Source organism: Ureibacillus sp. MALMAid1270, from assembly GCF_049202975.1.
Taxonomy (GTDB): Bacteria; Bacillota; Bacilli; order Bacillales_A; family Planococcaceae; genus Ureibacillus.
The window spans coordinates 13402-27343 of the sequence record NZ_JBMIRP010000085.1 but is presented as its reverse complement, the minus strand read 5'-3'; the positions used below and the strand labels follow the sequence as shown (position 1 = coordinate 27343).

Annotated in this window: 12 protein-coding genes and 1 other annotated feature (1 of these 13 cut by a window edge); of the genes, 6 read left to right on the top strand and 6 right to left on the bottom strand. The window is 33.5% G+C overall.

The window, feature by feature from the left end; translation table 11 throughout:
* Positions 1 to 72: a binding site (T-box leader), on the top strand; it begins 137 nt to the left of the window's first position.
* A gap of 166 nt (positions 73 to 238) precedes the next feature.
* On the top strand, positions 239 to 1507 hold the full coding sequence (gene tyrS, locus ACOQFO_RS11130) for a tyrosine--tRNA ligase (protein ID WP_421689735.1): 1269 nt from the start codon (positions 239 to 241) through the stop codon (positions 1505 to 1507).
* Between the two features lie 46 nt (positions 1508 to 1553).
* On the opposite strand, the gene ACOQFO_RS11125 is transcribed toward tyrS, so the two are convergent.
* Entirely contained in the window at positions 1554 to 2168 is a 615-nt protein-coding gene (locus tag ACOQFO_RS11125; RefSeq protein ID WP_421689734.1) for a GntR family transcriptional regulator, read from the bottom strand.
* Positions 2169 to 2709: 541 nt separating this feature from the next.
* Between ACOQFO_RS11125 and ACOQFO_RS11120 the strand changes: the two genes are divergently transcribed.
* The 4 genes from ACOQFO_RS11120 (at position 2710) to ACOQFO_RS11105 (ending at position 5981) form a co-directional block, all read left to right on the top strand.
* The gene (locus ACOQFO_RS11120) at positions 2710 to 4035 is read left to right on the top strand and encodes a hemolysin family protein (RefSeq protein ID WP_421689733.1); all 1326 of its coding nucleotides are present in this window, start codon (positions 2710 to 2712) and stop codon (positions 4033 to 4035) included.
* Between the two features lie 161 nt (positions 4036 to 4196).
* Complete coding sequence (locus ACOQFO_RS11115; protein WP_421689732.1) at positions 4197 to 4430, top strand: transcriptional regulator SplA domain-containing protein; 234 nt, start codon at positions 4197 to 4199, stop codon at positions 4428 to 4430.
* Between the two features lie 14 nt (positions 4431 to 4444).
* A complete protein-coding gene (gene splB, locus ACOQFO_RS11110; protein ID WP_421689731.1) occupies positions 4445 to 5473 on the top strand; it encodes a spore photoproduct lyase in 1029 nt (342 codons plus the stop codon).
* A 97-nt stretch (positions 5474 to 5570) separates the two neighbouring features.
* Positions 5571 to 5981 (top strand): YugN family protein, encoded by a 411-nt coding sequence (locus ACOQFO_RS11105; protein WP_421689730.1) that lies wholly within the window; start codon positions 5571 to 5573, stop codon positions 5979 to 5981.
* Between the two features lie 278 nt (positions 5982 to 6259).
* On the opposite strand, the gene ACOQFO_RS11100 is transcribed toward ACOQFO_RS11105, so the two are convergent.
* The 4 genes from ACOQFO_RS11100 to rpsD all read right to left on the bottom strand — a co-directional run bounded on the left by ACOQFO_RS11100 (position 6260) and on the right by rpsD (position 11103).
* The gene (locus tag ACOQFO_RS11100) at positions 6260 to 7348 is read right to left on the bottom strand and encodes a Ger(x)C family spore germination protein (protein WP_421689729.1); all 1089 of its coding nucleotides are present in this window, start codon (positions 7346 to 7348) and stop codon (positions 6260 to 6262) included.
* Positions 7335 to 8468 carry a GerAB/ArcD/ProY family transporter gene (locus ACOQFO_RS11095; protein ID WP_421689728.1) on the bottom strand — a complete coding sequence of 378 codons (1134 nt, stop codon included), beginning with the start codon at positions 8466 to 8468 and terminating at the stop codon, positions 7335 to 7337. The genes ACOQFO_RS11100 and ACOQFO_RS11095 overlap by 14 nt, the downstream gene beginning before the upstream one ends.
* Before the next feature lie 4 nt (positions 8469 to 8472).
* Positions 8473 to 9948: a spore germination protein gene (locus tag ACOQFO_RS11090; protein ID WP_421689727.1), complete on the bottom strand. Its 1476-nt coding sequence runs from the start codon at positions 9946 to 9948 to the stop codon at positions 8473 to 8475.
* Positions 9949 to 10500: 552 nt separating this feature from the next.
* A complete protein-coding gene (rpsD, locus tag ACOQFO_RS11085; protein ID WP_421689726.1) occupies positions 10501 to 11103 on the bottom strand; it encodes a 30S ribosomal protein S4 in 603 nt (200 codons plus the stop codon).
* A gap of 427 nt (positions 11104 to 11530) precedes the next feature.
* Between rpsD and ACOQFO_RS11080 the strand changes: the two genes are divergently transcribed.
* A complete protein-coding gene (locus tag ACOQFO_RS11080) occupies positions 11531 to 13405 on the top strand; it encodes a diguanylate cyclase domain-containing protein (protein ID WP_421689725.1) in 1875 nt (624 codons plus the stop codon).
* Between the two features lie 52 nt (positions 13406 to 13457).
* Here ACOQFO_RS11080 and ACOQFO_RS11075 read toward each other — a convergent pair whose 3' ends face one another.
* A complete protein-coding gene (locus ACOQFO_RS11075) occupies positions 13458 to 13937 on the bottom strand; it encodes a GAF domain-containing protein (protein ID WP_421689724.1) in 480 nt (159 codons plus the stop codon).
* Between the last annotated feature and the right edge of the window lie 5 nt (positions 13938 to 13942).

Here is a 13942-nt window from a genome sequence, read left to right as displayed (position 1 = left end):
GAGTGGAAGAATGTTATGGTTATTCTTCAAGCTGGGTGGTACCGCGTTTAATTTATTATTAACGTCCCTGCATACAAATTTTAGGATTTGTATGTAGGGGCTTTTTTATTTAGCGGCTGAAAATTTTTTTGATAGAATCCACATATGTGAATTCAGTTTGACATGACTAAATAACTTCTTTCTACCTCAAGCTGTATAAAAAATCTATCAATAGTTACTTAAGAAGGAGGAATTTCAAATGGCAAATGCATTAATTGAAGATTTACAATGGCGAGGTTTGTTATATCAACAAACAGATGCGGAAGGTATGGAAAAACTTCTTGATGATGAAAAAGTATCTTTATATGTAGGAGTCGATCCAACAGCGGACTCTATGCATATTGGTCATATCGTACCACTTTTAACATTACGCCGTTTCCAACAAGCTGGTCACCGTCCAATTCTATTAGTAGGTGGAGCAACAGGAATGATTGGAGATCCATCTGGCCGTTCAGAAGAGCGTAACCTATTAACTCAAGAACAAATTGCACGTAACGTAGCTGGGTTAAAAGCACAAATGGAACGTATTTTTGACTTTGGTGAAGATGGCAATGGTGCTCAACTAGTGAATAACTTTGATTGGGTTGGAAAAATGAGCGTTATTGATTTTCTGCGTGATTATGGAAAATTGATTAACGTTAACTACATGTTAGCCAAAGATACAATTGCTTCTCGCCTTGATACAGGTATTTCCTTTACAGAATTTTCCTATACATTAATTCAAGGACTTGATTTCAATCATTTATACGATCATTATGATGTACGAATTCAAGTAGGTGGTTCTGACCAATGGGGGAATATTACAACAGGTCTTGAAGTGATTCGTAAAACACACGACGAAAATGCAAAAGCATTTGGAATTACGATTCCGCTTGTAACGAAGGCAGATGGTACGAAATTTGGTAAAACAGCTGGTGGAGCAGTTTGGTTAGATCCTGAGAAAACAACACCTTATGAATTTTACCAATTCTGGATTAACTCCGCAGATGCTGATGTGATCAAATACTTAAAAATCTTTACTTTCTTAAGTCGTAAAGAAATTGAAGCATTAGAAGTATCTGTTCAAGAAGAACCACATTTACGTAAAGCGCAAAAAACATTAGCTGAAGAAATGACTCGTTTAATCCACGGGGAAGAGGCACTAGAAACTGCTAAACGTATTACAGATGCATTATTCTCTGGCGATTTAAAAACTTTATCTGCAAGTGAGATGAAAAATGCATTTAAAGATGTGCCATCATCAGAACTTCCAAAAGAAGATAAAAATATTGTGGATGTTTTAGTAGAAGCAAATATTTCATCTTCGAAACGTCAAGCACGTGAAGATGTAACAAATGGTGCAATTTCCATTAATGGAGAGAAAGTAACGGATCTGGACTATGTAGTAGACAGTAAAGACCGTCTCGAAGATGAGTTCGCAATCATCCGACGTGGAAAGAAAAAATATCATATGGTGAAATTCAACTAAAGAAAAAAGACGACTCACAACGAGTCGTCTTATCTTATATAAAACATTAATGAGTAATCCTACTTATACTAAACTCAAGATCCTTCTTTAAATGTTCAATCATCAATTCTTGAGCTAATTGTTCGTTATGTTCTTCAATTGCTTTATAAATTTTTGCATGTTCATCAAACAAATGCGGTCTCTTTTGCTGTACAACCATCTTTCTAAATAAATAAATGATGGACTGCATTTTATCAATAATTTCAATCATGAGCGGATTTCTTGTTTCCTGTACAATAATTTGATGAAAAACATGATTCGCTTTCATTACCTCTTCTGTTGTTCCGTTGAATCCAACTTCCACACAATTTTTTAAACGGTTTAACGCATCTTCAGAAATGAAATTTGAACAATATTTAGCAGCATAACCCTCTAATAACATGCGTACTTGGAAAATGTGATGCATGTCAGTAGCAGTTGGAATATAAACTCGTTTGTTACGGATTATGCCCTCTTGTTCAAGTTTAGCAATTGCAGAGCGGATGGGTGTTCTACTAATGCCCAATCTATCTGCAAGCATTTCTTCAGTTAATTTAGTTTGTGGCTCAATATCCCCATTAAATATTTGATCGCGTAAAGTTTCATATGCGTAAGTGTATGCATGCATGTCTTTTTTCTTCAATCTGATCGACTCCTATATAGTAAAAAACTCCCCATTAATAAGTAGTATAAGTTTCAATTATCTAATTGAAAAGGTTTTTTGCATTATTGACAGCATTATGTGTACATAGGATAAAATGTGTACACGAAATATAAAATTTTGTGTACGAAAAATAAAAAAATTGAATACAAATTAATTTATTTGTATGAAAGTGCTAAGATATTGGAAGTTAATTTGATATATGGTCAGTCTAAGATAAGTAGCGTAATTAGTCATTCGTGTCTTTTTCACTAGAAATTTTATATACGAATCACTTTTAGTTTGGTTTCTATTTTTTTATTCTTAAATAAAAAATAAGGATAAAATTTGAAGATATTATGTATATCAGACTAGAATATTTGATTTAGATGTTAAATCACGATATCCTATTATCTATATTGTAAAGAATTGGGGTGTGTTTGTTGGGGACCAAACATTAAATATTCGTAAAATTCAAAAATACATTGATAAAAACTTATATTACCTTAGGAGGTGGAGTCTTACTTAATAGTAAGACGACTAGTTGACCGCATTAAATTTAACCATTTTTATAGTATTAATTATTTTAACCGCATTTTTTGTTGCAACAGAGTTTGCCATCGTTAAAGTTCGATCTTCTCGAATTGACCAATTAGTTGAAGAAGGGAACAAAAGCGCTATTGCAGCAAAGCATGTTACAACACATCTGGATGAATACTTATCGGCTTGTCAATTGGGTATTACCGTTACAGCTTTAGGAATAGGTATGGTTGGTGAATCAACCTTTGAATTTATTCTAGAACCAATGTTTTCTGCAATTGGTATAGGTCCAGATTATGTACATTACTTTACTATTGCGGGTGCATTTGCCCTAGCAACATTTTTCCATGTAGTTGTAGGTGAATTAGCACCGAAGTCTGTTGCTATTCAAAAAGCGGAAAAGATCACATTATTGTTCTCAAAACCAATAATGATATTTTATAAGATTCTTTTTCCATTCATATGGTTCTTAAATGGATCTGCACGTGTTTTAATTGGTATTTTTGGTATGAAACCTGCCAATGAACATGAACTTACCCATACAGAAGAAGAACTAAGATTGTTACTTACCGAGAGTTATAAAAATGGTGAAATCAATCAAAACGAACTTAATTATGTAAATAATGTATTCGAGTTTGATGAACGAATTGCTCGTGAGATTATGGTTCCAAGAACGAGAATGGTAGGATTTTTTAAAGATGTTACTTTCGAAGAATTACTAACAACTGTATCTGAAGAAAGATATACTCGATATCCTATATTTGAAGGGGACCGTGACAATATTATTGGGTTTTTGAACATCAAGGATTTCTTAACACAGGGTATGAATAATCGTATAAAACCAGATACGTTTAATTTAGAAGAATTTATTAACCCTGTTATTAAGGTGCTTGATTCAACACCAATAAATGATTTATTAGTACGTATGCAAAAAGAGCGAACACCTATTGCGATTTTAATAGATGAATATGGTGGGACAGCGGGTCTTGTTACACTTGAAGATATCATTGAAGAAATCGTTGGTGATATCCATGATGAGTTTGATGATGACGAAATTGCTGATGTAAGGGTTATGGAAGAAGGAAGCTATGTTTTCGATAGTAGTGTATTACTCGATGATATTGAAGATTTACTAAACATTGAATTTAATAACGAAGATATCGATACAATTGGTGGATGGTATTACAATCAAGATTTGGATCTTGATGAAACAACGAGTATCCAATATGCTGGTTACCAGTTTTCCATTTACGAAAAAGAAGATCATCAGATTAATTTTATAAAAGTCGAAAAAATAGAAGACAATGAAAATAGCGAAGAAGAGGAATAGGCCGAATTTCGGCCTATTTTTTTGTCTTGTAAGCAGAAGTTTTTTTTCTTAAATACAGCGTAAATTGGATAGTCACTAAATTTCCATAATGTTGAAAACATATTTTTTCAACATAAAGCCAAAATTCTACTATAAGTAAATTTCTTAGAAAAGGTGAAACAATGGAAAATCAAACATTCCAGGCAGGAGATATTGTCTATGTTTTTTATCGTAATCCTCATACCCAAGATGTAGCAAATATTCAAGAAGCAGCTGTCGTTCATAATCCAGAGAAAGATGGTGAGCTAGCACTGTTCCTATATGAAACGTATTATCCAATTACGAATGAGCTGGCACTATACGCGACAGAAGAAGAAGCAAATCAATCCTATAATTATTACTATGGCAATAACTAAAAAGAGGTTAACTAATGAATAAACCATTTATGCCAAGGCTCGTCTATTTCGAACCAAAAGCTCTTGAATACCCTTTAGGAAAAGAGCTTTACGAAAAGTTTAAAAAGATGAATCTTGAAATTAGAGAAACGACATCACATAATCAGATCCGGAATTTACCGGGTGATAATGAACTTCAGAAATATCGAGTTGCAAAATCAACGCTTGTGGTAGGTGTTAGAAAAACACTTAAATTTGATACTTCGAAACCTTCTGCCGAATATGCTATACCATTTGCTACAGGTTGTATGGGTCATTGTCATTATTGTTATTTACAAACCACAATGGGAAGTAAACCGTATATACGCACATATGTGAATGTGGAGGAAATACTTGAAGCTGCCGATCGATATATGGAAGAACGAGCACCTGAAATTACAAGATTTGAAGCTTCTTGTACGTCAGATATCGTTGGAATTGATCACCTCACACATACTTTAAAAAGAGCAATTGAACATTTTGGCAATACGGAACTAGGAAAGTTGAGATTTGTTACGAAATTCCATCATGTAGACCATTTACTCGATGCAAAACATAATGGAAAAACGAGATTTCGTTTCAGTGTTAATGCAGATTATATAATTAAGAACTTTGAACCTGGCACTTCACCTTTAGAGAAAAGAATTGAAGCCGCAGGAAAAGTTGCAAGAGCAGGATATCCACTTGGATTTATCGTTGCACCAATATATCTTCATGAAGGTTGGGAAGAAGGATATCATCAAATGTTCGAGCGTTTAGCAGCAGAGCTACCATCCGTAGCTAAAAAAGATCTCACTTTTGAATTTATCCAACATCGGTTCACGAAGCCTGCAAAACGAGTAATTGAAAAAAATTATCCGATGACAAAGCTCGAATTAGATGAGGAGAAAAGAAGGTACAAGTGGGGGAAATATGGGATTGGTAAATACATCTATCAAAAAGAAGAGGAAGACGATATAAAGGAACATTTATATTCCTACATGGAGAAATTTTTCCCGGATGCCAAATTAGAATACTTTACTTAAGAATGATAATGACTTTGAAAAATTATAAGGATAGCGTATTTGTAAATGTCATTTTGTCTATTCTATTAAAGAGAATCAAATGGAGGCGAACTCACTAATGATAACATTACAAACAGAACTAGATGGAAAACAAGCGAAATTTGGTTATTTACGTGATAAACTGAAACATCATGGCTTCTGCCTAGGTGGCTACTGGGAATATGATCGGGGATTTTTTGATGCAATATTAGTGAAAAAAGACTGTGATACAATCTATTTAAGATTACCATTCGTAGTGACGCAAGGAGAACTTGATTCGTACAATGCAGAAATAAGATTTAAAACACCTTATGTTATAAAACATGTTGTTCATTGTGGTCTTGATTATGACGAAAATTCTTTACTTGATGCGACTGGATTTAATCAGTTCCAAGAACCAAAAGATAAGGATGCACCAATCATAAATAAAAACAGATGGGTTCATGCTGGAGAAGAAGTTGTAGGGAAAGTATTAAATTACCTAAATTAAATAATAAATAAAAAACCCTAGTAGGTTGGGAAATCAACAATACTAGGGTTTTTTGATATCGAACTATTAACGAGAGTAGAACTCTACGATTCTCTCAACCCTTGATATATCAACGTTTAAAGTAGTGTTATTCAGAAATGGCCACTGTTGTGGCCCCACTTAGACTTTCGGAGAATAACTGAACGGTCAAGTAAACAAAATGCCCTAGAATCGTTGGATTCTAGGGCATTTTGTTTACTTTATAAGTTGTCCAATAGGAAAAATTAAAGGTTTTGCCTTTATGAATTTGCATCCGTCAAAGGATCAATATTAATATTGTATTTTATTTTAATGTTCATCTTCTCAAACATTTCAATCCATTTTTTTTCTTCCATTGGTTTTGAGAATGGTCTTTTTGTTTGTATGCCAAGCTGTAATGGATCCACTTTCAATTCTTGCATCTTTTTAACTAGTTCATGTGTTTGTTTTTCAAGATGGGTTTCGATATCTTTTTTCATATTTTCTAACTGCTTTGGGTCAAATAATTGCTTCTCTCCCCGGTATTCCTCAACCCTAGTGTCTATAGTCACGGTATAGGTCATTGTAGAATAGCTGCTATCGATATCTACTATTATTTTAGATCTAACACGACCCAGTACAATTTCAAATTTTTGAATCGGTAAAACAGCTAAGTAGTGATCGTTGTTTATCAGCTGGAAGATACGATCATCTAAAGATGAAATAGTTTCAACTAGCTTGTCATCTTTAAACAAGGCTGTACCTTCATAGTTGACCCCATCCTCATCTATTTTGAATACAGGCAAAAAAGGATCTGAATAAGGAGTATAGAGCAAATTTTTAAATTGATGAAGATTAACGACAGTTAATTGTCCTTGGTTTTTTTCCTCATAATGCTTCAGCATACGGTAAAACGAGTAATCAAAGTTTTCATCTTTGTCCAATTGACTTTCCAAGTATTCATCAAAATTTCCTTTTACGATTACTAAATAGATTCTCGGAGAAATATCCGGATCAGTCAATAATACATTTATAATGGACATAATGCCGTCTCTTCCAAGTTCATCACTAATTACCAGCATCCGCATTTGTCCGAATTTAATTTCCTGGTAGAAGTTTAAATCGTACTTCTGTACTCCCTCCTTTAATAAGCTGACTTCTTGCGACATAACAAACTTCTTTTCTTTACTTAGAGGAGGCAAAATTGTACTGACTTTTAATTTCCCTGTATCCCCCTTACTAATTGCCAAAAAGGTAACGGGAGAAATTTCTTCAATAAGGTTATTTTCGGTAAAAGGGGCACAGCCAGATAAACAAATAGTCATAAAAAGAAGTATTAATCTATTACATATCTTTTTATGTAGACGCACTTTTTTTAACTCCCCTTTTTTTCATTACTAAAACAATAACAAGTGGAACAAGAAAATAGCTTATGCTTCCAGCTATAATTTGGAGATTAAGTAAAAAGTTCTGCTTCTCCTCAGACTTCCAAAATAATTCATTCATAAGAACCATTCCGATAAATATAAGGAAAACATTGGATAATAAACCTTTTCCACTGGTTGGCTTGCTCAATTTACCAAAAGCTATTCTAGATGCTCCATAAAACAATAGTAGAAATAGAGAAACTGCAAAAACTAGGTTAAATAATTCAAAGGAAAGCATGATCATATCTATTCGTTCAAACACTGGGTTTTGAAAATAACGGGACATATTAATAATTGGATATTGAGTTTTACTTAAATAATTGGAACCGAAAAAAAATAGGGATGCTATAAATAGGAATACATACTCTACAACGGTGAGAGCGTTGCCGTAAGACAAATAGCGAAAAGTTTTATTGTTTGTTTTAAGCCATGGTCCCAAAAATACCAGAAATTCCGGACCAGAATAGGAAGACAAAATTAAAAAAAAAGCTTTCCAATTTTCTACTTTCCACTCCATTGGAATAAGTGGATACAAATCACTGAGTTGAGCTATTGGAGGAAAGAAGAAATAAACGAAAAATGGGATCAGTACACAAAATGTACAGAAAAAAGAAATCAACACAAAACGAATGGTATGTTCAACGCCCTTACCTGCGACATAAAAACAGAACAACAAAATAAAAAAGACAAGAAAATTTGTATCTGTTGCTGGAAGCATAAATGTTTGAACAATTTCGCTGAATCCTAATGTTATGACGGAAAGTTTAAGCAGAATAAAGAACAACCCGATGAAAGAGAGAAATCGTACTAATTTTTTTCCAAACAATTGGACAAATCCATTATATCCATTGCTAGATAAACGGGTTAAAAGCCACTTCGATAAAAGAAGAAGGTTTAGTTGGGATAATATCCCGACAGCTATAAGCACCCAAATCATATATGGATGGATCAAGATATTTGGCATAATCAGAAAAAAGTAAAGCATTTGGAGGCGATTTACCAACAACATGGCATAGAGCCCATTATAGGTTTCATTCTTTTTAAATAATTGGTAAGTTCCCATCAAGTCATCTCCTAGTTTTATATCTCTTCAGTTGTAGAGGTTTAAGATGCTCTGGACGCTCCAACATCTTGGTTAATGGCCCTCGAATGAATAAGTCTATCCAATCCTTTCTAAAGAAAGGGGAAACTGGTGAAAAATAGGGTTGCTTGATTGAAGACAAGCTATTAAGATGGGCTAAAATAGCAATGCTTCCTAGTGCAATCCCAATTATTCCAAGTAAAGAAGAAAAAACAAGAAGCATCAATTGCATTAATGAATTTGCTTTTGTCATAAGGTAGTTGGGGATAAGAAAGGAAGCTATCGTCGAGATCCCAACCATGACAATTAATACGTTGCTAGCGAATCCAGCCTCAACAGCCGCTTGGCCAATCACAATACCACCAATAACCCCAAGTGTTTGACCTGTTTTTGTAGGCATCCTTAAACTTGCTTCTTTTATGATTTCGATAAAAATTAACATGATAAATGCTTCCCAAAAAGGAGTGAAAGGAAGCTTGCTCCTTGAGTCGACCAAGACTAGAAGTGTTTGTATAGGAATCATTTGATAGTGATGAGTTGTCAATGCCACATAGAAAGGAATCAATGTGATTGACAGAACAAAACTGGCATATCGGATGATGCGCAAAAAACTGGCAACTACCCATCGATTAATATAGTCCTCGGGTGATTGGAACAAATGGAAAAAAGTAATGGGTGCAACAAGAGCAAATGGTGTATTGTCTACCAGAAGGGTGATCTTTCCTAATCCCAGAGAATAAGCAACTACATCAGGCCGGTCAGTTTGCTGAAACTGAGGAAAAATACTGTTTTGATGTTCCTCCATGAATGCCGCAACTTGAGAGGAGTCAAAGAAGAGATCAAAATTAATTTCAGAAATCTTCTCTTTGACTGTTGAAACAAAATCTGGATTAGTCAGCCCCTCTATGTACATTAAAACAACACTTGTCTCACTCATAGAACCGACAGTAAACTTCTCTGCTTTCAGTTCATGTATGGGGAGTCGTCTTCGAATAAGCGTAATATTTTGTTCTACTTGTTCACTAAAGCTGTCTTTTGCTCCGAACATGATGGTTTCTGTTTCAGATGTTTCAATGGCACGTCCAATAGGATTTTGTAATGGCACAGCTAACCAAAGGTTTTGCGAAGAATCAAATAACAAAATGGACCCTGAAAACAATTGTTTTTTGGCCTCTATAAAAATAGGAATGGGAATAATTGAGGAATTCACAATGCAATCTTGAATAGACGGTTTGGAACAATTAGTTAAAGGTTTTATAATGCTTTCATTTAATTTTTCTTGGTCAATGAGAGTTCGTATGTAAACAAGATGAATTTTTCGAATATCGGAAATGTCAATTTCCACAAATTCTGCATCATCCATTTGAACGAGGCTTTTTTTCAGAGCTTCTATCGATAATTCTGATTCAGCTATTGATTGAGCAACAAGCTTACTTTCAATTTGTTTTTTTTTCCAAAACATGTACATCCCATCCCTCTTATTGAGAAAACATCGTACTTAAATATTTTATTCATACACATTATTTGCAATTTTATTTTAAAATATGCATTAAACGTAGAGGAGCATAACAGGACAAAAAAGTGCATCCAAAGATACAGTTTGCTTTTGACACTTTATAAAAACCTTTAAGGTGAAGAAGGCCTTATCTATTATGGATTGCCGTTTTTCCTCTAGTTGGTACTTAACTCGGGCGCTTTTCCGAACACTACATCTCATTTTTTAATTTATGTTTTTCCTACCTTCAGCACTCGACGCATATTAACCAATGCCTACTTTTTCCTCTTAAATTACCACGGTTAACCTTAACATAATAAATCACATTTACATCATTATCTTTTTTATTCCATGCTAGCAGTGTTTTTCATTCCATTCCTTCACCCATGCTATTATTTTTTTTTGCCCCAGATTAGTGCATTATCTTGCTCCATTTTGCAAAATAAATATAAACGAAAAAACCCCTGAAACGTTGATTTAACAACATTTCAAGGGTTTTATTTGCATTATAATGCTTAATTAACGAGAGTAGAACTCTACGATTAGTGATTCGTTAATTTCAGCTGATAATTCAGAACGCTCTGGTAAACGTACGAAAGTACCTACTTTAGTATCAGCGTCGAATGATAAATAATCAGGAACGAAGTTGTTTACTTCGATTGCTTCAGTTACAACAGCAAGGTTTTGAGATTTTTCACGAAGAGAAATCGTTTGACCTGGTTTTACACTGTATGATGGGATGTTAACGCGTTTGCCATCAACTAAAACGTGGCCGTGGTTAACTAATTGACGAGCTGCACGACGAGTGCGAGCTAAACCTAAACGGTAAACAAGGTTGTCAAGGCGAGTTTCAAGAAGGATCATGAAGTTTTCACCAGCAACACCTTTCATTTTTACAGCTTTATCGAATAGGTTTTTGAATTGGCGTTCGCTCATACCGTACATATGACGAAGTTTTTGTTTTTCTTGTAATTGTAAACCATATTCAGATAATTTTTTACGTTGGTTTGGACCGTGTTGACCTGGTGCATAAGGGCGTTTTTCTAATTCTTTACCTGTGCCGCTTAATGAAATACCAAGACGACGAGAAATTTTCCAAGATGGACCTGTATAACGAGACATAGAGTGTCTCCTCCTTTAAATTTGGTTTTTTGTGTTTAAAGAAAACCAGTTGTACCCGACACTAATCGGTATTTTATTTTCACGTATCTTCGCCCTTGCAGCCGTAAAGGGTTACACAATACACCATCTAAGTAGCTTAGAGGAATAAAATACATATTAGCTTATACAACTGCTGCATTCATTTTACACAAAGAAGATTGTATAATGTTTAGTAGCCTTAGTCAAGAAAAAACCATGGATGACTCCGTTGAATTTTAGGAGAAATATATGATTTAACATTTACTATGATATAATAAAATAGAGTTTGAACTACATAAAAGGGAATTGTCAAAATTTTATAGTCATTTAGATATAAAGAGTGTATACTTTAATATTAGTTAAATTATAACAATTTTTGTTTCACTTCCGATTAGAAAAGGTGATTTTTATGAAAGTGCATCAGCAATCCATCATAAATTTGAAATCAGATTTACTTGCAATTTGTGTTAAATCTGTGGATGAACTTTCTATTAATCATAGTCATTTTGAACTAATCCAAAATTGTATTAATAATTATTTCGATCTTGATTATAGTTATTTTCTCCTTAGTGAAGAAGATAACTTTATTTCTCCTAATTATCAAGTCGCATTTGGATTACAATTTAATGCTATTCCTTGTCTGTTGTTAGAAAAGTATTTTGAACAACAAAACATTGTAGAAATACCATTCTTTTTAAAAGAAATAGAAGAATTTAATAACTTGACTCATATGGTGTTACTAGAAGGTCAAAATCAATATAAAAGCCTCCTCCTTATAAAAGAAAGCTTAAGATGGAAAGAATTTGTTCATTCGGAATATTTCTCTACTACATTAGATTTTTTAGCTAATATCGTACAAATGGTAAAAAAATCAAATGAAACACATTTAAACGAAAATCATTATCGGAAGTTATATAACATGACGGATTTATTCCATTCGACAATGGATATTAATGTTATATTAAAAAACGTTTTACATACTATACAAGAAAATTTCCCAACATTTCATGTTGAGCTGATTCTGTCAAATGATCAGGATCGTCAAACAACAATTCCGATTAAACAATTTGATTATTTATCTGAAAGACCATCAGCAATTGATGCGTTTGTATCGGGAAATATTACAACTGAACAGGCAATTGATTTAAACTGCAGTTTATTAAATGCTCCAATTAAAGGTCAACAGGCCATTTACGGAATATTACAAGTAAGTGCTCCTGCTTCATACGTTTTTACTCATATGCAAAAAGAATTTATCCGAATGTTAGCATATGCATCTGGAAATGCACTTGAAAATGCAAAATTATATCACCAATCCCACCGTTTAGTGAGTGATTTACAATTAATAAATGAAACATCCCATCGATTAAATATGAATTTAAATATGAATGAAATGTTGAAATTTCTGCAAAAACAGTTACTCAAATCATTCCAACCAATGGAATTATGCTTTGTCTTTCTCGAAAATGATGTTTGTAAATTAACAGACCCATCAACTGATTTTTTCAAAACTCCACAAGGTTTAGAGTATATTGAATATGCATCTAATCATTTTAAAAAGTCACATGACTCCATGTTTATAGCAGACTTTAATCGTTTAGTATCAAAAGAAGTACCATTTAAATCCATTATGGCGATTCCTATGATTGTAGAGCAGCGTATTTATGGTTTTAGTATTGTTTTACATCGCGATGCATACTTTTTCTCATTTGATAGTTATAAACTAATGCAATCGTTAATCCATCATTCTTCGCTTGCAATTGCTAACTCAATGCTTCGTACTCAATTACAAATGATGGTTGACCACGATCATTTAACCAAGCTTTATGCAAGAAGTTATTTAGATCATTTCGTAGAAAAATCATTACAAAATGATGATTCGGGAATGTTTTTATTAATTGATATTGATAACTTTAAACGGATTAATGATACTTATGGGCACCAAGTAGGAGACGAAGTGTTAATCCAAATAGCACAACTATTGCATAATGTAATTGGTACAAGAGGTATTTGTGCTAGATGGGGTGGGGAAGAATTATCGGTCTATGTACCGAATATTTTGGATGATGAGTCATTTAAGTTAGCTAAAAAGGTTGTTGAATCGATTCCAAAAGTAACAAACCCAACTGTTACGGTTTCTGCAGGATTAATAGTATGGCATAAGGAAAATCGACCAGAGTTTAAAACAATATTCTTACAAGCAGATACAGCTTTATATTATTCAAAAAATAATGGCAAAAACCAATTTTGTATTTACGATGAATCATTAGAAGTTACACAATAATTATAATGGGCTGTTTTGGAAGATATCTTCACAAAACAGCCCATTTTTTGACTTATATATGTTTTATTAATATTTCTACAAATTTCTCTAATCCTGTACGGTCTTCATCAGAGAAACGATTTTTAATCGGGCTATCAATATCTAAAACGCCGATTAATTCTTCGTTTTTAATAATAGGTAGTACGATTTCTGAATTTGAAGCTGCATCACAAGCGATGTGACCAGGGAATTCATGAACATCCTCAACAACGACTGTTTCTTTTTTCATTGCTGCAGTTCCACATACACCTTTTCCTATCGCTATTCGAACACAGGCAGGAAGTCCTTGGAATGGACCTAATACAAGCTCTCCATTTTTATTTAAGTAAAATCCAACCCAATTTATTTGATCTAAAAATTGATTAAGCAATGCTGAAGCATTACTTAAGTTAGCGATTAAATCCGTTTCACCATCAAGAAGTGCGTCTAGTTGTTTTGAAAGTAACTCATACTGTTGTTCGATAGTTCCTGAATAATTTGATTTTGTAAACATATTAA